The sequence below is a fragment of the Paenibacillus tyrphae genome, assembly GCF_027925525.1.
Taxonomy (GTDB): domain Bacteria; phylum Bacillota; class Bacilli; order Paenibacillales; family NBRC-103111; genus Paenibacillus_G; species Paenibacillus_G tyrfis_B.
Genome location: NZ_BSDJ01000014.1, coordinates 79,121 through 101,802 on the forward strand (window position 1 = coordinate 79,121; position 22,682 = coordinate 101,802).

General features: G+C 58.6%; 19 protein-coding genes. 5 read left to right on the forward strand and 14 right to left on the reverse strand.

What is annotated here, in order from left to right; genetic code table 11:
- The first annotated feature begins 22 nt into the window (after window positions 1–22).
- Window positions 23–1,417: a hypothetical protein gene (locus tag QMG93_RS18460; protein ID WP_281938965.1), complete on the forward strand. Its 1,395-nt coding sequence runs from the start codon at window positions 23–25 to the stop codon at window positions 1,415–1,417.
- A gap of 81 nt (window positions 1,418–1,498) precedes the next feature.
- Here QMG93_RS18460 and QMG93_RS18465 read toward each other — a convergent pair whose 3' ends face one another.
- The 13 genes from QMG93_RS18465 to QMG93_RS18525 all read right to left on the reverse strand — a co-directional run bounded on the left by QMG93_RS18465 (window position 1,499) and on the right by QMG93_RS18525 (window position 16,354).
- Window positions 1,499–2,944 carry an MBL fold metallo-hydrolase gene (locus QMG93_RS18465; RefSeq protein ID WP_281938967.1) on the reverse strand — a complete coding sequence of 482 codons (1,446 nt, stop codon included), beginning with the start codon at window positions 2,942–2,944 and terminating at the stop codon, window positions 1,499–1,501.
- 54 nt (window positions 2,945–2,998) lie between these two features.
- Complete coding sequence (locus tag QMG93_RS18470) at window positions 2,999–4,198, reverse strand: FAD/NAD(P)-binding oxidoreductase (RefSeq protein WP_281938969.1); 1,200 nt, start codon at window positions 4,196–4,198, stop codon at window positions 2,999–3,001.
- A gap of 133 nt (window positions 4,199–4,331) precedes the next feature.
- The gene (locus QMG93_RS18475) at window positions 4,332–4,976 is read right to left on the reverse strand and encodes a response regulator (RefSeq protein WP_281938971.1); all 645 of its coding nucleotides are present in this window, start codon (window positions 4,974–4,976) and stop codon (window positions 4,332–4,334) included.
- Window positions 4,900–6,000: a PAS domain-containing sensor histidine kinase gene (locus tag QMG93_RS18480; RefSeq protein WP_281938973.1), complete on the reverse strand. Its 1,101-nt coding sequence runs from the start codon at window positions 5,998–6,000 to the stop codon at window positions 4,900–4,902. Before QMG93_RS18480 ends, QMG93_RS18475 begins: the two co-directional genes overlap by 77 nt.
- A 163-nt stretch (window positions 6,001–6,163) precedes the next feature.
- On the reverse strand, window positions 6,164–7,354 hold the full coding sequence (locus QMG93_RS18485) for an anhydro-N-acetylmuramic acid kinase (RefSeq protein ID WP_281938975.1): 1,191 nt from the start codon (window positions 7,352–7,354) through the stop codon (window positions 6,164–6,166).
- Window positions 7,348–8,967 carry a beta-N-acetylhexosaminidase gene (gene nagZ / locus QMG93_RS18490; protein ID WP_309299675.1) on the reverse strand — a complete coding sequence of 540 codons (1,620 nt, stop codon included), beginning with the start codon at window positions 8,965–8,967 and terminating at the stop codon, window positions 7,348–7,350. Before nagZ ends, QMG93_RS18485 begins: the two co-directional genes overlap by 7 nt.
- Complete coding sequence (locus QMG93_RS18495; protein ID WP_281938977.1) at window positions 8,964–10,139, reverse strand: DUF1343 domain-containing protein; 1,176 nt, start codon at window positions 10,137–10,139, stop codon at window positions 8,964–8,966. Before QMG93_RS18495 ends, nagZ begins: the two co-directional genes overlap by 4 nt.
- Before the next feature lie 3 nt (window positions 10,140–10,142).
- Window positions 10,143–10,862, reverse strand: coding sequence for a hypothetical protein (locus tag QMG93_RS18500; RefSeq protein ID WP_281938979.1), 720 nt, complete (start codon window positions 10,860–10,862; stop codon window positions 10,143–10,145).
- A gap of 208 nt (window positions 10,863–11,070) precedes the next feature.
- Entirely contained in the window at window positions 11,071–12,183 is a 1,113-nt protein-coding gene (locus tag QMG93_RS18505) for an ABC transporter ATP-binding protein (protein ID WP_281938981.1), read from the reverse strand.
- Between the two features lie 17 nt (window positions 12,184–12,200).
- Window positions 12,201–13,034 (reverse strand): carbohydrate ABC transporter permease, encoded by an 834-nt coding sequence (locus tag QMG93_RS18510; protein WP_216790982.1) that lies wholly within the window; start codon window positions 13,032–13,034, stop codon window positions 12,201–12,203.
- Between the two features lie 12 nt (window positions 13,035–13,046).
- Window positions 13,047–13,991 carry a carbohydrate ABC transporter permease gene (locus tag QMG93_RS18515; RefSeq protein WP_231884857.1) on the reverse strand — a complete coding sequence of 315 codons (945 nt, stop codon included), beginning with the start codon at window positions 13,989–13,991 and terminating at the stop codon, window positions 13,047–13,049.
- Window positions 13,992–14,088: 97 nt separating this feature from the next.
- Entirely contained in the window at window positions 14,089–15,465 is a 1,377-nt protein-coding gene (locus QMG93_RS18520; RefSeq protein WP_281938984.1) for an ABC transporter substrate-binding protein, read from the reverse strand.
- A 16-nt stretch (window positions 15,466–15,481) separates the two neighbouring features.
- A complete protein-coding gene (locus QMG93_RS18525) occupies window positions 15,482–16,354 on the reverse strand; it encodes a MurR/RpiR family transcriptional regulator (RefSeq protein ID WP_281938986.1) in 873 nt (290 codons plus the stop codon).
- Window positions 16,355–16,563: 209 nt separating this feature from the next.
- Here QMG93_RS18525 and QMG93_RS18530 point away from each other — a divergent pair, with 209 nt between their 5' ends.
- The 4 genes from QMG93_RS18530 (at window position 16,564) to QMG93_RS18545 (ending at window position 20,064) form a co-directional block, all read left to right on the forward strand.
- Window positions 16,564–17,505 (forward strand): BadF/BadG/BcrA/BcrD ATPase family protein, encoded by a 942-nt coding sequence (locus tag QMG93_RS18530; protein WP_281938988.1) that lies wholly within the window; start codon window positions 16,564–16,566, stop codon window positions 17,503–17,505.
- 14 nt (window positions 17,506–17,519) lie between these two features.
- A complete protein-coding gene (gene murQ, locus QMG93_RS18535; protein ID WP_281938990.1) occupies window positions 17,520–18,431 on the forward strand; it encodes an N-acetylmuramic acid 6-phosphate etherase in 912 nt (303 codons plus the stop codon).
- Between the two features lie 32 nt (window positions 18,432–18,463).
- Window positions 18,464–19,606 carry a GNAT family N-acetyltransferase gene (locus tag QMG93_RS18540; RefSeq protein WP_281938992.1) on the forward strand — a complete coding sequence of 381 codons (1,143 nt, stop codon included), beginning with the start codon at window positions 18,464–18,466 and terminating at the stop codon, window positions 19,604–19,606.
- Between the two features lie 110 nt (window positions 19,607–19,716).
- Window positions 19,717–20,064 (forward strand): DoxX family protein, encoded by a 348-nt coding sequence (locus tag QMG93_RS18545; protein ID WP_281938994.1) that lies wholly within the window; start codon window positions 19,717–19,719, stop codon window positions 20,062–20,064.
- Window positions 20,065–20,122: 58 nt separating this feature from the next.
- On the opposite strand, the gene QMG93_RS18550 is transcribed toward QMG93_RS18545, so the two are convergent.
- On the reverse strand, window positions 20,123–22,621 hold the full coding sequence (locus tag QMG93_RS18550; protein ID WP_281938996.1) for a stalk domain-containing protein: 2,499 nt from the start codon (window positions 22,619–22,621) through the stop codon (window positions 20,123–20,125).
- Window positions 22,622–22,682 lie beyond the last annotated feature (61 nt).

A 22,682-nucleotide genomic window follows, 5' to 3' on the forward strand; every position in this document is an offset into this window, starting at 1 on the left:
CAACATAGAGGAGGCCTTCGCCATGCATCGTTCCGTTAACAAAAAGAAAACGTTATTCCCGCTTGCTGCCGTAAGCTTATCGGCGGCTCTGCTCTACTCCGGACTGTACGGCGGTACCGCGGTTCGTGCGGAAGCGGCCGCTGTTCCTGCGGCAGTGTCGTCTCCCTCTGCGTCGGCTTATAAAGCCTTTTTGCAGAACCAGTACAAGATTGAGCTGCCGGCTGCGCCTACGAAGGGCGAATTTATCCAGGACGTGGCGAAGGCGCTGAAGCTCGGCGGCTCCTCTGCCGAGGAGAACCGGTTTAACGATCTGAAGCCCGAGGACCCTGCGTATGCGGCTGCTCAGGCTTTGGCCGAGAAGGGCGTTTTGTCGGGCGGAACGCTGCAGGCGGCAGTTCCCCTCACGGAAGATGCAGCGGTCTACATCGCGCTGAAAGCCGCAGATTTGAAGGAGCTCGCCTATACATACCCCGAAGCGAAAATCAAACCGGCGCTGCGCAAGCTCGGCATCGACTATCCGGGCAATCCGAAATTGTCGCTGCAAGCGGCGCAGGAGCTGGCGGCGGCCGTGGACACGGGTCTGCTCCCTGCCGCATGGCACGGCTCGTTCGGACTCGGCGACGCGGCATCCGGCGATTTTGCCGCCGATCTGCTCGGCAGCGTCCTGTCGTTCAAAGGCGCTTACAAGCACACGATCGGTTCCGTGGCCGACGCGGATATTTTCGCCAAGCTGTACCAAGCGTATCAAACGCAGGATCTGATTCAGGTGAAAGAGCTGCAAGCCGTCGTTGACGAAGCACTGAAGCAGAACTTGATCACCGGCTACAATCTCAAGGACTCCCGCTATAGCGCGAACTTCGATCCGAAGCTATCGCTCACCTACGGGCACGACGATATTACGCACGCCGTGCAGCTGATCGGACTGCTGCGCAGCGAGGGCTTGAACGCCAAAGTGCAGCTGGAGCCGAAAACGTCGGCTTTCGTCTACCTGAAGGAGTGGGGCGAGCCGAAGCAAACGGACAGCTACAAGGTCGTGCAGATCGAGAACGGCAACTACATCGCCTATGCGAAGGAATATGACATTGCCTTCGAATTCGATACGGCGGAGCAAAAAGCGAAGTTTCAGGACGTGATTTTCCAATACGCCAAAAAGAACAGCGAAGACGCCAAAGGCCTGATCGCCAGCTCTTGGTGGCAGCCGCTCTACTATTCGCTCACCCCGATCGACGCGTACAAGGAAATCTCGAACAATAAGCTGACCGAAGGCCACTATTATGCGCAGACGTTCTCCTTGTCGGACAAAACCGGGGAGATCGCATCCGGCCTGCAAAAGATTCGTCCGGACGCCAAAGTGGAGTCCTACCGCTTTTGGGTCGATGAGCCGTTCTACAACTATTTGCTTGGCGGTTATAAATAAACGTGCGCAAACCCGCGCTTTTGAGGAAGGGACATGGAGGGCTCCACAGCCCCGCCATGCCCCTTCCCTGTTTTATACGCTTTACTTGTTCCCGGCTGTCTGCGGCTTCGAGCCGTCTTCGTGCGGCAGTCCCTCTTCCCGCCAGCGGATATACCCGCCGCTCAAGTTAATCACCTCTTTGATCCCGCCGGCCTGCAGCACGCTTGCGGCGATGGCCGAGCGCGCGCCCGAACGGCACTGCAGCAAGACCGGCTTATCCCGCGGAATTTCGTTCAAGCGACCGGGCAAGGTGCCCAGCATGAGATGCTGCGCCCCGGGAATGTGTCCTTCCAGCCATTCGCTCCAGTTCCGCACGTCCACCAGATGCACGTCCCCCGCTTCCACCTTCCCGGCCATATCGGACGGGGTCGCTTCGGCATATGACTCCAGGCGCGAGGAATCGTCTGCGCGCAGCTTGCCCGCGTCCATATAACCGGCCACGTTGTCGATGCCGATGGATCGGAGCTCGGTCAAGATGTCTTGCCATTGGTCCGGCTTCGCCAATACCGCCAGCGGTCGGTCGTAATCGACCAACCAGCCGGCCCAATTCGGGAACGATTTGTTATACGGAATATTGATCGTCCCTTCCAAATGTCCTTTGGCGAACTCTTGGGCAGGACGGGTGTCAATCACCGCAGCACCCGCCTCACGCAAGGCGGTTAACGCTTCCAGCGACGCCAATTCCGCCACTGCCGCAAGACGGTTCAGCAGCTCCGGCCCCTTCCGGTTCACCTGCTTCATCACGGCAAAATAGCGCGGCGGCTCGGGCTGGCCGTCAAGCAGCGCCTGAACGAATGCCTCTTCGTCCCTATAGGACAGCGCCGGATTAAACCGCTTCTCGTAGCCGACAGTAGAGGACGGCACCGCTCCGAGCGACTTGCCGCACGCGCTGCCTGCCCCGTGCGCCGGCCACACCTGCAGGTAATCCGGCAGCCGCTTGAATTGCTGGAGCGAATGGAACATCGCCCGGGCTCCGGCCTCGGACGTGCCGCGAAGTCCGGCCGCTTTTTCCAGCAAGTCAGGCCTGCCGACATCGCCCACAAAGACGAAGTCCCCCGTGAAAATGCCCATCGGTTCGTCGGCGCCCCCGCCGAGATCGGTCAGCAGCAACGAAATGCTTTCCGGCGTATGGCCCGGCGTATGCAGAACCTCAAACGACAGGTTGCCGACCTTAAACCGGTCCCCATGCTTTACAAGCCGGCACTCCGCCTCTTCCGCGTACCGGTACCGCCAATCGTCGCCACCCTCGTCCGACAGATAAAGCTTTGCACCATGCGCGACACCAAGCTCGCGGGCCCCCGAGACGAAGTCCGCATGAATATGGGTTTCCGTAGCGGCAACAATGCGCAGCCCTTCCGCTTCGGCGGTTCGCAAGTAGGGCGCCGGATGGCGGCCGGGGTCGATCACGATCGCTTCGCCCGTCCTTTGGCAGCCGACCAGATAAGAGGCGTGAGCCAGTTTTTCGTCGTAAAAATAACGCAGCAGCATATTCCTTCCCCCTTTAAAATTTGCTGATTGGGCAGTCCCCTTTCATTTGCCTCGCTACATCCGTCCTTTTAGCATGCCGTTCCAGTACATGACGGGCAGCACGTTTTTCTTCAACAAGTACATGCTGAGGCGCTCCTTCGATTGATCGAACGGGAACGTTTCCTGCGGCGTCAGGCTATAATCGAATTCGGCCAACACCAGCCGGTTGTATCCGGTGACCAGCGGGCAGGACGTGTAGCCGTCATAGCTCGCGGCCAGCGGCTCGCCTTGCAGGAACGCCAGCACGTTCTGTTCGACGACCGGAGCCTGCTTGCGGATGGCGGCGCCGGTTTTGGACGTTGGCAAATTCGAGCAATCCCCCAGGCCGAACACATTCGGGTACGCCTTATGCTGCAAAGTGGAAGGATCGACGTCGATCCAGCCTCCCTTGTCGGCGAGCGGACTTTCGCGGATAAACGTCGGCGCTTGCATCGGCGGCGTAACGTGAATCATGTCGTAGGAGAGGACTTCCTGTTCCTTCGTTCCCAGATGCTCGAACACCGCTTGCTTGGCCCCCGGACGCAGCTCGATCAGATGGGTCCGGTACTTTGTCTCGATCTTTTTCCGTTGGATGACTTGTTCCAGCGTGCGCGCGTATTTGGGAACGTCGAAAATGACGTCCTTGGCCGAGGCGAATATCACATTCGACCGGTCGCGCACCCCCGATTTCCGGAAGTAGTCGTCCGCCAAATACATGATTTTTTGCGGCGCGCCGCCGCATTTAACCGGCGTATTCGGATGCGTGAAGATCGCGGTCCCGCCTTGAAAATTCCGGATCGCGTCCCACGTGCTGTCTACCGTCTCATACGCGTAATTGCTGCATACGCCGTCAAGGCCTAGCGCTTCCTTCAAGCCTTTGATCCGCCCCCAGTCGATTTCCAGCCCTGCCGCCACCACAAGGCAATCGTAGCTGACGGCCCTTCCCGGCTGCGTCAGCAGTCGGTTGTCCTCCGGGGCAAATGACACGACCGCCTCTTGAATCCAGTCGACGCCCTCGGGGATGAGCGAGGCCATGTCCCGCTCCGTCTCCTCCTTCTTCGCCGCGCCTGCGCCGACCAAGGTCCATAGAGGCTGATAATAATGCTTCGTCGCCGGATCGATCAGCGCAATTCGTCCCCGGAGCGCCCGAGAAGCCCGGGCTAAGCGCGCCGCCACGGAAATGCCGGCGGTTCCGCCCCCTACGATCACAACGGAATAATGCTCTGGAGCTGTCATAATCATCCTCCCGCTTACGTGTTAGGGTTGCCCCCGAATGCTGGTTGCTGTTCTTGCGGTGTGATTTCCGTCAACGCCAGTGTACTGCCGTACCGCTCCTTGCGCCATAGGGGAACTCCCCTACGGACGCCGTTCAAAGCGCCAGCTCCAGATAGTTGTTTTTGATCGCATATTGGATTAATTCGTGCTTCGTATCCAGCTCCAGCTTTTGCATGATGTTCGTTTTATGGTTTTCCACCGTTTTGACGCTGATGGACAATTGCTCGGCGATCTCTTTGTTGGCGTAGCCCAGTACGGTCAGGCGGACGATCTGCTTCTGGCGGGTCGTGAGAGGAGACGGCTGCCGCTCCTCATCGGCATGCATCCACCGCCTGATGATATCGTCCGAAACGGAGGTTTTGTAAAAGCGCTTGCCCTGAACGACTTCAACAATCGCCTGATGCAGCAGTTCGCCGTGACTGTTCTTCAAGATGTACCCGTCGGCCTCCACCTGAACGGACTGCCGGACGAAAATCTCTTCGTCGTGCATGGTTAGTATGACCGTCTTGACGGAAGGATGCCGCCTGCGGATTTCCCGGCAAGCGGCGAAGCCGTCCAGCCCGCTGGGCATGGACAAGTCCATCACGACGACATCCGGCAGCAGCCGGTCGGTCATGTCGACGGCTTCATAGCCGTCTTGGCTTTCGCCGACGATTTCGAGCTCAGGGTAGCCTTCCAGCAGCATGCGAAGTCCCTTGCGGACCATCGTGTGGTCGTCGACCAACAGTACGCGTATCATGCTCTTCCGCCTCCTTGTACGGTACTCTCACTTGGATAGCGGTCCCTTCTCCGGGAAGAGACCGGATGTGCAGCCGCCCTTCCATTTGGCCGGCCCGCTCTTCCATGTGCTTGAGTCCGAGTCCTTCCTCCACCCGGTCGCGGATAAATCCGATACCGTTATCCTGTACCGTTAACACGAGCTCGGCTCCTTCGCGGTACAAAATCACTTCCATGAGTGTGGCTTGCGAATACTTCAAAGCATTGTGCAGCGCCTCTTGAATGATCCGGTACAGATGGATTTCCAGAGCCGGCTTCAGCCGGGGGCCGACTTGGCTGTGGCTGAACGTCAGCTGCCGATTCGGATGCGCTTTGTTCAAGGTGGAGACGAGATGATTCACCGTCGGAATGAGGCCGAGCCGGTCCAGACTGTGGGGGCGAAGCTGGAGCGAATAGAGCTTAACGTCCCGGATGACCTTTTCCAGTTCGTCCACGATCTCCTGCATGTAGCTCCCCCATGCCTCCTCCTGATGCTTCGTCCGGGAGCGGATCGCCTGAAGGCCCACCGACACGGAATATAGCGATTGTCCGACGCCGTCATGCAGCTCCTGAGCGAGCCGTTTGCGCTCATTTTCCTGGGCTTCCAGCGTCTTTTGCAGCACCATCTTGGAAATTCTCGCTTCTTCCTCCTTCCGCTTGGCGGTCAAGTCCTTCAGAACCAGCAGTACTTCCTGCCGCTTCTGCGCCGCATTCTCGTAAATGACGGCCGTGCTCATTTCCATTTCCACCAGACCGCCTTCATAGGTCGGCATCGAGGACAGAAAGTACGGGACCTCCCGTTTAGCCAGCAGATAGCAGCGCTCTTCCCCCGGCTCAAGCGCTCTGGTTTGACAGTAGGAGCAGTACGGCACATGTCCGCCTTCGCTCCAGCCGGTAATTCGTTCGGCCGACGGATTCATCATCACAATCCTGCGCTCTTGATCCATCACAATGATCCCGTCCTGCAGGTGCGTGTAAATTTGCTTTAAATAATCGTTTTGATCCATAAGAGCAACCTCGCAAAATATGGAAATAATATTATTTATTTTCCTTTTTTATGTGCGATGCGTCAAATTGGCGGCAAAAAAAAGCAGCAAGCCCTTTCCCAGAGCGTTCTCTTGAGAAAGGCTTGCTGTATGTATTAACCATGCAGGAAATGTTAAGGTACGGTCATTCCGGTAAAGCGAGCTTGCCCATGACGGTCGGACGCGAAGCGCCGGTCGCAGACGGCAGCTGGTTCGGAATGCCGTGCAGGAAATTGTTCGCGAACAAGGCGAACGCGATCGCCTCCTTGGCATCACCGGAGATGCCGAACGCATCCGACGTGAGCACCCGCTGCTCCGGCAGCAGCCCGGCAAGCATGCGCAGTAGCGCTCGGTTGTGCGCCCCGCCACCGGACACGATCACTTCGTCCGACCGGCAGACGGAGAAGACGAAGTCGCGGTAGCCTGCGGCAATGGAGCGCGCGGTGAAGGCTGTGAACGTGGCGACGATATCCGCGTCCGCGAGCCCCAGCCGCCGCGCTTCGCCGATCCACTCTGCGGCGTACGGCTTGCCGAACATTTCGCGGCCCGTCGTCTTCACAGGCTTCAACGCGAAGTACGGATGGCTCAGCATCCGGTCTACGAGCGATTCGTCCGCCCTCCCTTGCGCCGCCCAAGCGCCTCCGTCGTCATAGCTCTTCGTCCCGCCGGACAGCTGATAGACAGCTTCGTCGATCAGCATGTTGCCCGGCCCCGTATCGAAGGCGATGACGTCCTCCGGCAGGGCGCCCGCCGGGATGGCGGTGCAGTTGCCGATGCCGCCGATATTTTGCGCGATGCGGCCCTTGTCCGCGTCCCGGAACAGGATGAAATCGGCGTACGGCACGAGCGGTGCACCTTGCCCGCCGACCGCCATATCGGCGGTCCGATAGTCGCCGACGACCGGCTTGCCCGTCAACTTGGCGATCACCGACAGATCGCCGATTTGCAGCGTCGAACGGACCTGGTGCCACTCGTTTGGGTCAGCCTCGGGAATATGCCACACCGTCTGGCCGTGCGAGCTGACGAGGTCGATCTCGTCTATCGGCACCCTCGCTTCCGCAGCGGCCAGCCGCACCGCCTCCGCAAAGATGCGGCCGAGATAAAAGTTCATGCCGCACACCATCGCCACATTCGACCGGTCCAGGCTGCACAGCTCCTTCAGCTTCTCGCGGAGCGTGTCGTCGTAAGGAACCGCGGTGTAATGAACGAGCTCCACCTTCGTATCGAGTCCCTGCCCTTCGATGCGGACGATCGCGGCATCGACACCGTCGAGCGACGTGCCGGACATCAGCCCGACGACCAGCCGCTGCGGTTTGCGGAAGTAGGACGCTAGCATGATCCGTCCGCCCCCCATCCGGCCGGGTAAGCTTCGCTAACCGTGACCGGCAGCCTGCCCCGCATCGGAATCGCACCGGTTAGCCCCTTGGCCGCACTCTCCAGCGCAAGCGGCCTCGATTCATACACGGCTGCATAGGTCGATACGTCCGGGAATTCGCGCAGATCGTACGGATTGCGCAGCGCAACCACAACCGGCCGCTTGCCCAGCATTTGCAGCGCTTCGATCAACCGGACCTGCACAGGATAGAAGGACGTGTTGTACGTGCCCACGACAACCTGCCCGAACGGCTCGGCCTGCGTCAACAGCGCTTGCAGCGCCTCGTCGTCCGGAGATACAGGAATGATCCGTTCGATAACGTCCAGCCCTTGCGCGGCCAGCGCTTTTCCGAGCGTATGCGGAATATCGACGGCTTCGTCGGCAATCGAAGTCGCAACCGCCGACGTATGGATCACCAGCGTCGGAACGCGCCGCAACGGCAGCAGCCGTTCCTCGTCTTTGACCAGCGTCACGCTCGCCTCGCTGATCCGCTGGGCCGTCTGCCGGTGCGCCTCGCAGCCGACGAGGCGGAGCGCCGCCTCATCCGACTCCGTCCCGTCGGCCAGCCGCTTCCGCTTCAGTGCAAGCAGCCTGACAACCGACGCGTCGATCCGCTCCTCGCTGATCCGCCCGGAGCGAACCGCCTCCAGCAGCGCGTCGAGCGCGCCTTCCTGCAGTTCGCGGCTGTGGCTGATCAAGACGATGTCCGCGCCCGCCTCCACGGCCATGACTGCCGCTTCCACCGTGCCGTAATGGGCGGCAATCGCCTGCATCTCCATGCAATCGGTCACGATGACGCCGTCGAAGCTGAGCTCCTCCCGCAGCAGTCCCGTCAGCACGCGGCGGGATAAGGTCGCGGGCAGCCGCTCCGGCTCGAACGCCGGAAACACGATGTGCGACGACATGACCGCATCGACGCCTTCGGCAACGGCGCGCCGGAACGGCACCAGCTCAACCGCTTCGATGCGCTCGCGCGAATGCGGGATTGTCGGCAGGTCGAGATGCGAATCCGTCGCGGTGTCGCCATGTCCCGGAAAATGCTTCGCCGTGGCCGACACACCCGCGTCCTGAAAGCCGCGGATCGAAGCCGCTCCGTACTCCGCAACAGCCTCCGGAGCTTCGCCGAAGGAGCGCACCCCGATCACCGGATTGGCCGGATTGTTGTTGATATCCAGATCCGGCGCAAAATTCATGTTGACGCCGAGCGCCCGCAGTTCTCGGCCCGCAACGAGAGCCGCTTCGTAAGCCGCCTCCACCGAGCCCCCGGCGGCAATCGCCATCGCTCCCGGCATCAACGCGACACCTTCCGTTATACGCGCCACCATGCCGCCTTCCTGATCGATGGAAATCCACAGCGAAGCCGTCCCCGCCCGCTGCGCCGCCTCCTGCAGCTTGCCGGTCAAAGCCGCGACCTGCGCCGTGCTCTGCACATTGCGCGCGAACAAAATAACGCCGCCGATCCGCCGCCGTTCGATCAGGTCCAAAATATGCTCGTCCGGCTCCAAACTATGGAAGCCTGCCTGGATAAGCTGTCCGACCTTCTCCTCCAACGTCATGCCTGCAAGCTCCATCATGCTTCCCCTCCGTACAACAAATAAGGCCGCCTCGCGTCATTCCATGCCTTCGCTTGCACGTCCCATAACGATAAAATCCGGTTCAGCCCCGCCTCCGTATGAATCGAAGTCCGGACCAGATCGCTGCCGGACAAATAGTCGATAAAAGGCTTCTGCCCTTCCTTAAACGGCAGCGTCCATTGGAACTGCGCCGGGTAGAGCACCGCAACCGTATGCAACAGATGCAGCGCCGTCGCGACGGAACGGTATGCCGCCGGATCGGTCACGAATAACTGCACGCCGCTGCACAGCTCGCCCTGATACTTCGAGAACGTCGGCGTAAAATGAACCGGCTGCGCGTGCACGCCCGGCAGTCCCAGACGGTTCACCGCTTCGCCGACCGCACGTCCGTCCATCCAGGGCGCGCCGAGCAGCTCGAACGGCCGCGTCGTCCCCCGTCCCTCGGACACGTTCGTGCCTTCGAACAGGCAGTTCCCCGCATATACCCGAACCGTATCCATCGTCGGTATATTGGGCGAAGGCATGATCCATGGCAGCCCCGTCGCGGGATATTCCATGTCACGTTTCCAGCCGAGCAGCGGCACGACCTGCAAGCTGCACCGCACAGGCATGTGGCTGTTCACGTACTCTGCAAACTCGCCGATGGTCAGCCCCGTGCGAAACGGCACCACCCACGCGCCAACCATTGATTCGTAACCCGCCTCCAGCATCCCGCCTTCGCTGACGATCCCGCCGAGCGGATTCGGCCGGTCGAGCACGATTAGCCGCTTTCCGTAGGCCGCGCACGCTTCCATCATGTAAACCAGCGTACTTAAATAGGTGTAAAAGCGCACGCCCAAGTCCTGAATGTCGAAAACGACGGCATCCACACCGTCCATCATCTCTTCCGTGGGCCGCTTATGGTCCCCATATAAACTAAAGACGGGAATCCCCGTCTTGTCGTCCTTCTCGTCGCCGAAGCGAACCCCCGCCTGCCGCTCACCGCGAATGCCGTGCTCGCAGGCGAACAGCGCCGTCAAAGCCGCCGACTTGAACCCGGCGCACCGGTCGATCACGGATTCGAACCGCCGGTTGATGCCCGTCGGGTTCGTCAGCAGTCCGAAACGCAATCCGTGAAGCTCAGATTCCAGCAGCGAAAGACGGTCTGCTCCAGTCTGTACCATCTTCTCCATCGCTCAGCTCTCCCTGCCTGCAAGATGAAAATCGCCGGATACGGCGGTCGATTCGTCCGCCCCGCGACCGGACGGGGATGCCTCCTCATCCTTCCGCAGCACGTTCGCCGTCACCAGGTTCGCAAAAAATCCGATCATGCCCATATACAAGCAGGCAAATCCAATAACCGTCACGCCCAATAGAACGGCGAAGCACAGCATCTGGAAGCAAGCGCCGATCGTATACATCGGACGGGCGACGAACAGCTTGACGCTGCGGCCCATGGCGCTGAAGATGCCAAGCCGCTCCTGAACGACCAGAGCTAGCGTATACGTCTGCGATATGAAAAAGAGCGCCACGAAGTAGGTCTGAAACACGGCCAGCGCCAAAGGCATCATCCCGCTACGGCTGCCGTAGTACCACCAGGAGGAAACGAGGATCAGCACGAACAAGGCGCAGACGAGCCCGAAGACGAGCGAAGAGCCATAATGGGCCAGCGTTCCCTTGAGCATGGTTCGCACGCTCCCCTTCTCTCCCTGCAGGATGCGGTGACACGCATAGAGCGCGCCCGCTGCCAAAGGCACGTACAGCAGCACCAGCAATAGCAGGGCCAGCGGCACAGGCAGGAAGAGCAGCACCGGAAACAAAACGAGCGAGCTGACGATGCTGAACAAGGCGACATGTATGATTTCGCGGTACGTTTGCAATCCGGACCGCACCATGATTTCACTAAGCTTCCGCATCGGACATACCTCCTTTTTCTGGAAAAGTCCGGTGAATATGAGCGGAGCAGCCGAAAGCGCTCTGTAGAAACGAAGTGTTCGCCTTTGTTTCCGGATTTCAACCTTTTAAGGGGTTATATGATCATGAAATCCGGGAACAAGAGCGATCGGAAGAGCGCTTCGGATGCGCAGCGTCTGCTATTCACCGGACTTTCCGGCTCCTTTTACCCTACGCCTCCAGTACGATGCGCTCTTCCGTAGCCGGATCGAAGAAATTCAGCTTGCCTCCGTCGAAGGCGAACAGCTTCGTCTGCCCCACCTGCGCCACCGTTTCCGGATGGACGCGGGCCGTGACCATCCGCTGGCCGACCCGGAAGTAGACGAGGTTCTCTGCGCCCAGATTTTCCACGACCTGCACGACGGCGTTCAACCGGTACGCCGATGCGGCCGGCGGCATGAACTCCTCGCCGTATATATGCTCCGGACGCACGCCCAGAATGATGCTTTTGCCCTCATACGCCTTCAGTCCACGGACCGCGGCGTCCGACAGGGCGAAGGAGGCCCCTTCCACATGCACGTGCCCGCGCTCAATGCGCGCGTCCATAAAGTTCATGGCCGGCGACCCGATAAATCCGGCGACAAACATATTGCTCGGCCGGTTGTACAGCTCCGTCGGCGACGCAATCTGCTGAATGCGCCCCTGGTTCATGACGACGATCCGTTCGCCAAGTGTCATCGCTTCGACCTGATCGTGGGTCACGTAGACGATGGTCGCGCCAAGCCGCTTATGAAGCTCGGCCAGCTCCACCCGCATCTGAATGCGCAGCTTCGCGTCGAGGTTCGAGAGCGGCTCGTCGAACAGGAACACCTGCGGATCGCGCACGATCGCACGCCCGACCGCCACCCGCTGGCGCTGCCCGCCGCTGAGCTCCCGCGGCTTGCGTTCCAGCATGTCCGTCAGCCCCAGAATCGCCGACGCCTCCTTCACCTTGCGCTGGATCTCCTCCTTCGGGCGCTTCAGGTTTTTGAGGCCGAAGGACAAGTTTTCTTCAATGGTCATATGCGGGTACAAGGCATAATCCTGGAACACCATCGCAATGTCGCGATCCTTCGGGTGCATCTGATTGACGAGGCGGTCCCCGATGTAGATATCGCCGCTTGTCTGCCGCTCCAGCCCCGCGATCATGCGCAGGGAGGTCGTTTTGCCGCAGCCCGAGGGACCGACGAACACGACGAATTCCCGGTCTTCGATCACAAAATTGGAGCTTTCGACCGCGGTGAAAGTCCCTTTTTTGTCGTCCACATACTCTTTGCGTATATTTTGAAACACCACGCGTGCCATCGCTTCGCTTCCTCCTTCTAGCCTTTCACGGCTCCTATGGTGATCCCTTGCAGGAAATATTTTTGCAGCGAGAAGAACAGGATGATCATCGGCAGAGCCCCGATGGTCGCGCCCGCCATAATCGCGCCGTAGTCCGTGGACTCGGCAAATTTGAAGCTGGCGAGACCGACCTGAATCGTCCGCATCTCACTTGAGCGCGTCACGAGGAACGGCCAGAAAAAATCGTTCCAGTTCGCCACGAACGTGAAGATCGCCAGAACGGCGAGACCGGGCTTGGCCATCGGCAGGATGATTTTATAAAAAATACCGAATTCGCTGCAGGCATCGATGCGTGCGGCATGAATAAGCGATGTCGGTAACGTGGACATATACTGCTTCATGAGAAAAATATTCCCGACGCTGACCAAGGTCGGCACAATCATCGCCGTATACGTATCCGCCAGGTCAAAAACATTGATCACCAGCACGTACAGCGGAATCAGCGTGACCTGCGCCGGAATCATCATCGTGCCGAGCAACACCCAGAAGATCGAATTGCTCCCGGGAAATTTGAGCTTTGCGAACGCATAGCCCGCCATGGAAGCGAAGAGCAGGTTCGTGACGGTCAGCACGGAAGAGACGAACAGCGAGTTCAACAGCCATTGAACGGCGTTATTTTTCGTAAAAAAGCGCTCGTACGGCGCAACGGACCAAATGTCCGGAATCATCTGCGGCTTAAAGACGGCCGAGGCCAGCGAATCCTGAAACGAGCCGATAATCATCCAGTACAAGGGGATGACCGTGATGACCGCCCAGAAAGCAAGAATGATCGCTGCAACGCCGATGAAGATTACTTTCGATTGGTTGCTCAACGCGTTCACCCCTTAATATTCGATGTCCGATGAGAAATATTTGAATTGAATGATCGAGATGAGAATAATGACGATAGCGAGCACGAACGATTGCGCGGAAGCCAGACCGAAATCGTAAAATACGAACGCCGTCTGGTAAATGAGATAGGCAATCGTCGTCGTGGCGAAGTTCGGGCCGCCCTGCGTCATCAGGTACACGCTGATGAACACCTGAAACGAGGTGATGACCCCCGTCACCAGCAAGTACAGCGTCGTCGGCTTAAGAAGCGGCCACGTAATTTTCGTGAACTTCGTCCAGCCGCTCGCATGGTCGATGTCCGCCGCCTCGTACAGCGATTTCGGGATGCCGCCCATCGCCGCAAGGTACAGGATGATGCCTCCCCCGTGCGAGCCGAGGTACGTCATCAGCATCAGCGAGAACAACGCACTGTTGGATTTTCCAAGCCAGATGACCGGATCGATGCCGAACCAGCCGAGCACCGTGTTCATTGGTCCCCAAGGGGTCGGATCGAAGATCGCCAGCCAGACGAGCGAGATTGTCACGCCCGAGACGACGCCCGGCAAGTACAAGGCCGCTTTAAAAAACGTCTGCCACGACTGGCGCATCTGAAAGATGAGAAAAGCGAGCACGAACGTTAAAATAATGTTGACCGGCACCGTACCGATGGTGAAAATCACGGTATTTTTCATCGACTTCCAGAACACTTCGTCCTGAAACATAAACTTGTAGTTATCCAGGCCAACCCAGTCCGTTTTCATGACGGTGTACTTCTGAAAGCTCATTAGAAACGCCGAGATGACCGGATACAGGGTGAACACCAGAAAGAGCAGCACCGGAACGAGGATAAACAAGTACGACCAACCGTAATCCCGGATGAACTGCTTGACGGAAGTGTTCGCCTTCCTCTGCCGGATGGCTGGGCCCGGCACACCCGGCCCGTTGTGTAAATTGTTCATGGCGATCCTCCTTCATCATGCCTATGCCGGCGAGTCCGAAAAAAAAGGCCCCATATGACTCCATACAGGGCACCTTTTCGCGCGGCTTGTTACTGCATTATTGGCCGAACATTTGCTTGCCTTTGGTTTTGAATTCTTCGGCGATTTTCTCCGGCGTTTTCTCCCCGGCGAACAGCGCCTGGATGGCCGGCTTCTGCACTTGCTCCTGGAACTGCTTCAGCTTCGTCGACTTGTCGACGTCCAGATTGCTCTCGACCGATCTCGTGGTGCTCTTCATGAAATTTTGTGCGGCTTCCCAGTTGTACTTCTGGGCTTTGCCCTTGCCTTCGTACATTTTCGCCTGGGACTTGCGGACGAACGGCAGGTTCAGCTCGTTGGAGGAGTTCCCCGCTTTCGCGCCGCTCAGCGCTTCCATCACGAGGAAAGCGTTCTTCGCGTGCTGCTCGCCCTTATCGTTCTTCTGCTTGAACATGACATAACCTTCGCCCATCACGTACGTCTTGCCCGGCGCATTCTCATGATGCGGAACCGGCAGCAGGACGAATTCGATTTTCTCGCCCTTCACTTTGCCCGCGTCGATATCTTTGTTGCGGTTGGCGATAATCGTATCGTAATAAGGCAGCGCTTTGCTGATGACGGCGGCTTTGCTGTCGTAGAACATTTGCGTTCTTTGCTGCGGGTTGAGTCCGCCCGTTTCCTTCGGCATTACGCCGTCCTTCATCAAGCCGTCGATGAATTTGAGGGAATCGAGAATTTTGTCGTCGTTCCAAATGAACTTGCCCTTCTCGTCCAATACATCGACCAGACCGGCGTTTTGCGCAATCAACTGGCTGAAATCGAGGCTGGTGCCGTCCGTCGCGAGACCGTACTGCATCGAGCCATCAGGCAGCTTCTTGGTCATCTTCTTGGCGATGTCGCTGAATTCGGACCAGGTCCAGCCCTTCTCTTGAATCTTCTTCCAGTCGACACCCGCTTCTTCCAAAATGCGCTTGTTGCCGCCCCAATTCCATTGTCCTGCGGTCAGCGGCAGCCCGTATTGCTTGCCTTGAATTTTGCCCAGATCCAGCATACCCGGCAAGTAATCGTCCTTAATTTCCGGGGTCAGGAACTGGTCGAGCTGGATGGCAAGCCCCGTGTTGACATAGTGCCCCGACACCGCATGGTAATACAAATCCGGCGGGTCGCCCGCGTTCAGAGCAATGTCGAATTTTTTCGGACCTTCGGCCCAGGACAGCACTTCGTACTCTACTTTAATATGCGGGTACTGCTTGTTGAAATCGGCGATCAGTTCCTTGATGTCCTTCTCGTAATCCCCATGAACCGGGTAGGCCCATACCCTGACGGTATCGGGCTTCTTGTCGTCTTTCGCAGCTTCGCCGGCCGGGGCGTTGGCTCCCCCTTCTTTTTTAGAGCAGGCGGAAACAAATACGAGACTTAAAGCTACCGTCATGGCAAGCAGTTTGCTGACCTTCATACATCCATCCCCCTAGTTAGCTTTTATGATTAAGTTTGGCCATGCCGTTCGCAAGTTCCCGGATCGCCTGACGGCTCCGGTCGAGGTACATGACGGACTGCTCGTAGTTGTTGCTGGCGACCCCGAGGTATAGAATATCGATCACGTTAAGCTGGGTAATCCTGGACGACATCGCTCCGCTTCGGATCTCGTTCTCCGTCGAGGAGATGCAGAGCGGAATGTCCGTGTACTGGGCGAGCGTCGTGCTGCCGTACTTCGTGATGCCGATGGTGACGGCACCGTTCTGCTGAGCGGCCTTCAGTGCGGCGATGACTTCCTTTGTTTCGCCGGAGTATGAGATGCCGACGGCGACGTCCTCCTCGGTCAAGGTAACCGCCGACGCAAGCTGCACATGCGGATCGGCGAAGCAGAAGCACGTCCGGTTGATGCGCAAAAATTTCTGCTGCGCGTCCTGCCCGATTAGATTGGAAGCACCGATGCCGAAGAAATAAATCCGCTTCGCCCGATGAAGCGCCTCCACCGCCTTGGACACCTGCTCCAAATCGAGAATTTTCACCGTGTCGTGGATCGCTTGAATATTATTGTTGGAAACGTGCTGCACGATCGTCGCAATCGAATCCTGCGGCCGGATTTCCTGATAGCCTTGCACGCCCCCCGTTTCCCGGAGGTCCCCCGCCACCTTCAGCTTCAAATCCTGGTAACCCTTCACGCCCATCGATTTGCACAACCGGATGATGGCGGCCTGACTGGCTCCGCTCGCTTCGGCCAACTGGGCGACGGACAGCTCGATCATCCGCTCGGGATGCGCGAGCACGTATTCCGCGACCTTTTTCTCCGAAGGATTCAGCCCTTCTAAAATCTCTCTTAACCGAACCAAACCTCCATGCATTGCGCTCACCCCCTCTTATATGTAAGTTATTATTACACATAAGGTTATTAATTTAAACAAAATCATGTTATTGATACCGTTTCCAACGATCAAACTCATTATATCGCATTTGAAATTTTAAATCAATATTATTTTTACAACGTGAAATTTTGTTTTACAAACCAAGCCTCGTTGTCTTATACTCGAATTATGCAAAGAGGGTGATAAGGATGGACTATATCGTTGGAATCGATGGCGGGGGCACCAAAACGGAAGCAGTCGTCATCGACACTTCGGGCAACCGGCTCTTCGGCTGTACGGGCGAATCGACGAATTCGAAGGCGATCGGCTTCGAGCAGGCCTCCCGTCATCTGGAAGCCGTGCTGGACGAAACGCTTCAGCATGAAGCCTGTGCAAGCGGACGCTGTCTGGCCGTCTGCATCGGCATGGCCGGCACCGATACGCCGGAGGAAAAGCAAGCGGTCGAAGCCGTCCTCCGGGCTTACCAGACCCGAGTCGGCGTTTCGTTCGAGGTGTTCGTGCGCAACGATGCGGAAATCGTCCTGATGGCTTCGCTGCGCCGCGAGTACGGCATTGCCGTCGTCTCCGGCACCGGCTCGATCGTCTTCGGCTGTACGCCGGAAGGCCGGCGATACCGGGTCGGCGGCTGGGGGCATCTGCTGGGCGATGAAGGAAGCGGTTACCAAATCGGACTTCACGCGCTGCAAGCCGTTATGCGCAGTCATGACGGCATCAGTCCGGCAACGGCCTTAACGGATATGATCCGGCACACGTATAGCTTTGACTCAATTACCGAACTGAAAACGTACATCTACGGACCGGACATTCGCAAAAAAGACGTCGCCACCTTCGCCGAGCTGTGCATCAACGCAAGCAAGCAAGGGGATGCCGTTGCCGTGCGCATTATTGAAAGCGCGGCTGCGGAGCTTGCCGTCGCAGTGTCAGCCTTGGTCCGTAAGGACGCCTGGTTCCCGGATTCTGATCTTGTGACGACGGGCTCGGTGTTCAAGCATTCTCCTTTGTTCGCCGATACGTTCCGGCAGACGATCTCCGAAACGTTCCCTGGGCTGCGCCTGCACCCGGCTTCCGAGCAGCCCGCCGCTTACGGCGCCGCCTTGCTCGGCTTCGAGCTCTTTCAAAGAATGCGATAAAAGGAGCAATCCCTATGTATAACCTGCTGAACGAATTAACTACCGAACAGCGCAATCCGAATACGACGCAAATTGACCGGCTCAGTTCCGAGGAAATCGTCCGGCTCATCCACGCGGAGGACCGTCTGGTTACCGAAGCGGTCGGCCGCATCCTGCCGCAAGTCGCGCAGGTCGTCGACCGGATCGTCGCCGCTTTTCAGCGTCAGGGCCGGCTGTTCTACATCGGCGCCGGCACTAGCGGGCGGCTCGGCATTCTCGATGCGTCCGAATGTCCGCCGACCTATGGAACGGACCCGTCCATGGTGCAGGGCATCATCGCGGGAGGCTTTCAGGCGGTCAAGGACCCGGTCGAAGGCGCGGAAGACAGCGAGGAGCTTGGCGCGAAGGATATCGACGAGCATGGCGTCACGGACCGGGACGTGGTCGTCGGCATCGCCGCCAGCGGCCGCACCCCGTATGTGCTCGGCGCCATGAAGCGCGCGAAGGAAAAGCAAGCGACCGTGATCGGTCTGTGCAATAACGAGCACACCCCGATGGCCGGCATCGCCGATCTGATGCTGGAAGCCGTCGCCGGCCCGGAGGTCGTGCTCGGCTCGACCCGGATGAAATCGGGCACCGCGCAGAAGCTGATCCTGAACATGCTGACGACCGCCTCCATGATCCGCATTGGCAAAGTGTACGAAAATCTCATGGTCGACGTTCTCCCTTCCAACGAGAAGCTCGTCTACCGTGCCAAACGGATTATCGGCATGGCGACCGGCGCACCGGAGGATGTGATCAGCGAAGCGTATAACGAGTCCGGAAGACATGTCAAAACCGCAATCGTCATGATTTTGGCGAAGACGGACCGGGACGGCGCGCGCGAGCTGCTGGAGCGTTCGGGCGGTTTTGTACGCCAGGCGGTGGCGCTGGCAAACGGCAATTAACACGAGATCGAGAACAAGGAGGAGAATTTACGGTGGCAGACATACGGCTCGTCCGTCCGGACGAGATGGCTGAAGCGGTCACGCTTTCGGACTCGATTTTTCGCGATGCGCAGCAGATTTCGATGCAACCTGCGTTTCCCGATGTATTTTCAACGGCCTTGGGCCAGTCTTACGGAGCGTTCGAGGACGGCAAGCTGGTCTCGTTCATGGGACTCGTGCCGGTCACGATACGTATCGGAAAAGCAGCGCTCGGCACATATCAGCTCGGCTCCGTCGGCACCGATCCGGCTGCCCGGGGCAAAGGCTACGCCAGCCTGATTTTACAGCGTATTTTTGAACATATCGACAAAGCGGGAGCCTCCCTGCTGCTCATTTCGGGCGGTCGTTCCTTGTATACGCGGGTGAATTGTCTGCCGTTCGGCGTTGTCCGGAGGTATACGGTGGATGCTGCCTCGGCGCAGGCCCTGCAAAGCCGGCACGCTTCCGAAGGAGTGCGGGTGCGCGATCTAGAGCCGACCGATTGGCTGTATATGCGTGAACTGGCGGGTGCAAGAGTGGCCCGCTTCGAGCACAGCGTCACCGACCTGGCGAATCTGGTCCATAACGAGGCGCTCGTCAGCTGCATTAAGATGAAGCACCGGGTGCTCGTCGCTGAGCGGAACGGCAAACCTGCGGCGTTTCTCGTAGCTGCCGTACCGAATCCGCCGCTCGTCCCGAAGCGGGTTCCGTTTCTGATCGAAGCCGCCGGGGACGGCCCGGCCGTTGCGCTGCTGGCCGCGCATGCGCTCAAGCGGCTGGAGCTGGAGCAGATCCAGCTCCCGGTTTCCGTGCACGAAAGCGATTGGCTGGAGGCGCTCGAATCGGTGCCGTACCAAGAGGAGCCGAATCAAGGCACGGTCTATGTGATCCGGCCCGAGCGCTTGATCGAGCAGCTCCGGCCGTACTGGGAGGAAACCGCTCCGGGCCGTCATGAAGCGCTTCGCGTGCAATCCGCGGGCGACGGCCGGGTCAAGCTCGAATACGACGGCTTGTCGGCGGAGTTGGACCCGCAAGCGTTCATCTCGCTCGTCTTCGGCGGAGACGAAGGCATGGCGGAGCATTCCGAGCTTCGCAGCGGGCTGAAAGAGCTGTTCCCGGTGCCGTTTCCTTTTACGGCGGGGTTGAATTATGTGTGAGCGGGCCTCGGGCCCGCTTTTATTTGCGTTGACAAACGCTCGCAGCAGATTTATATTACTTTATAGTAATATTACTTTTAAGTATTTTTTTCTGCAAAGGAGCGATTGTTTTGTCCACGCTCGTTATCGTCATTCAAATTATACTGGCCGGGATGTTCTCGCTTTCTTCCTTTATGAAGCTCAAACGGACGCCGTCGATGGTTCGGCACTGGAACGAGTACCGTTACCCGATGTGGTTCTTGACCCTTACGGGCTTGGGAGAGCTTGCGGGTATCATCGCGCTTCTCGCGGGCTTCCGATTTCCCGCGCTGCTGCCGTACGTCGGTTTGTTCTTCGTCGCTTTGATGCTGGGGGCGATTCACGCGCATCTGTTCCGGGCGAAGCACCGGCCGGTGATGGCTGTCAATGCCGCTGCGATGCTTGCGCTGTCCGTGGTCATGATCGCTGCCACATATTGAACCTCTAAAAACAAAAATAGACCGCCATCCCACCGGGACGGATCGGTCTATTTTTCGTTCAATCTTTTTTGGTCCTTACTTCGATCACTTGCTTAGGTTCATTCCACTTCACTTCATAATGAAGCGCCTCGCTGACGAAGCGCAAAGGCACCATCGTCTTCTCATTCCGCAGGATCGCCGGCACCTCCAGCCGGACATCCTCGCCGTTCGCTCTGGCCAGCGGATTGTTCAATTGCAGCCACAGCACGTAGCCCTCGCGCTCCGCCGAGACAGTCTCCTCCCGGGGACTCCATTCGTATTTCGCCCCCATCGCCTGCAGCAGGTCGGCCAGCGGAAACAAGGACGTTCCGTCAACGACCACGGGCGGCTCTGTAAACGGGACGATCGTCCGGTTCAGCGCCAGACGAACCGTTTGGCCTCCGGAGGACGGGCTCAATTGTACCGCATGCTTCCCTTTGGGGAGCTTCACGACATACTGCCCGTCTTTGTAAAATACGGGAGCCGTCACGGCTTGCCCATCGACGATCACGGCTCCCGGCCATTCGCTGACGCGTATGTACGCCGGTCCGCTCGCCTCATACGAGAAGGCGACGCCCTGCTCCGTGACCGAGCCGTCGACGATCTCCGCGTTCAAATCCGTGATGCTTAAGCTTGCAGCCTGCCGCTGCGTATCGTCCGCCGCCTCGATCCGGTGCCTTCCTCCGGGCACCCAAATGCCGCTGCGGTCCACGAAAGGCCACGGCTTGCCGTCCAGCGAAAAACGCTTGCCCTGCGTGTTCATCGCATAGCGGACGGTTCGATCGTTAGCGGTTTCCCATGCTTGCTCCCCCCGCTTCACGATCGAAGTGGTGCCTGCCAGCGCTTGCGAGGCAAGGCTCCAATCCTGAGGGTTCACGGTATTGACCGCATAGACCGTGACCGTATCCGCTTGCTTGGCCGCCTCGGAAACCAGCATCAGAAACTCCAGGCCCGTCTGCTTTTTCGTCGGGAGCCCGGCGCTGCGTTCCACGATGTTGATGTCGATGGCCAGCTTTTCGCCCTTGCGCTGCTGTGCCCGGTAGGCTTTCCCCAACTTCTCGTAGCGGTCCGGGCCAAGCCCCCACATCGTGTACGGGTCCTCAATTTGCAGCGTAAAGTCTTGTTCGTTCTGAAGCCGAATGAACTGCTGCGAATCGACGCCGATATTTTGCCGCATGTTACTCTCATGCAAGCTGTCGATCTGCGTCATCCACAAGCCCAAAGAAAGCTCGCCGGACAACGATTTCAGGTATTGCATCAGCTCCCGGTTCTGATCGAGCACCGTTTGCGCCCGGAAGTCGGTCAGCTGCTTCAGGCTCTCCGCATTCGTCTTGAAGTAACGGCTGCCGCCGGCATCGAACGCCTCAAGCGGATCGTAGCCGTGCTTCGCCTGAAAGCTTTGGCGAAAAGCCCCGCTCATCGGAGTAAACTTCGACGGGTCTTCCGGACCCGACGCCGGCGATTCGAAATAAAGCTCCGCCAGATTCGCTCCGTCCCATGCGAACGCCGCCAATCGCTTCCGCAGCTCGGCCTTGACCGCTTCCATGCAAGCCGGATCTTCCAGCGCCATCAAATACCGCCAGTCGAGATGCGCGTCTTCCCCCTGCGCCGTCTTCTGCCTCCACTCGGGATGCGCCTCCCAGAACGCTTGGCTGACCATCGGCAGCTCGATCCAGGCATAAACGGATATCCCGTTGCTGTGGGCCGCTTCAATGAACGATTTATAAAAGGAAGCGATCTGTTCCAATTCATACCATGTGCTCAAATGCACTTCGCTCACGCCGTAGCTCTTGAGCCGATCCGCAAGCTCATAGGGGTCTTCCTGATAATGATAGCCCCAATCCATAAATACGGACAGCCGGGGACGCTCCGCCTGTGGCTTCCATTCGAACCATTGCGCCAGGTATTCATGCAGGTAAGGGAGCCTCTCGTACCCATAGCTGCCGCCTTCGCCCAAAGCGACGGCGCTGTACAGAAACTTCCCCTCACCCCGCTTTCCTCCGGCAACGACAGGTGTCCCGGAAGCCGCGTCCTTGGCGAAAACCGACAGCTCGCGGGAAGCGAAACCCTCTATCGTCTGCGAGTTGGCCCAGCGAATGTCGGCTTCTGGATGGCCGGCGTCGGAAAGCCCGGACACCGTGACCTGCGTTCCGTCAAACGCCAAGGCCAGCTTTTCGCTTAGGGGAGTGCGCTGCTCGGTATAGAGCGGCATCCCTTTGGATACCTCCGCTGCGATTCGCTCCGCCGCGCTTCCATCCAATGCGCTTGCCGCGCGTCCCGGCAGGACGAGCAGCTTCACCTTCGCCCAGTCCAGCCGTTCGAGGGAGCCGGAGTCCGTCAACGTGACGGACCGGCCCAAGGTCCGGAGCATCCGGACGTACGGTTCGTTCTCTTTCGCCTCGGGAGCCGAAACCAGGACGATGTTCTCTCTTGGCGACGTTGAGGCGTCCTGCGCGTAAACCCTGCTCCAGGCATAAGGCTGCCAGGCAGCCAACATAACAAAAATCAAAAGCATCGAAAGTACCGTTTTCCTGCTCAACGCTTCCACCCCGCCGATTAGTATGCCTTGCTACTTCATCCGGGGAGCCGTCCATTGTCGC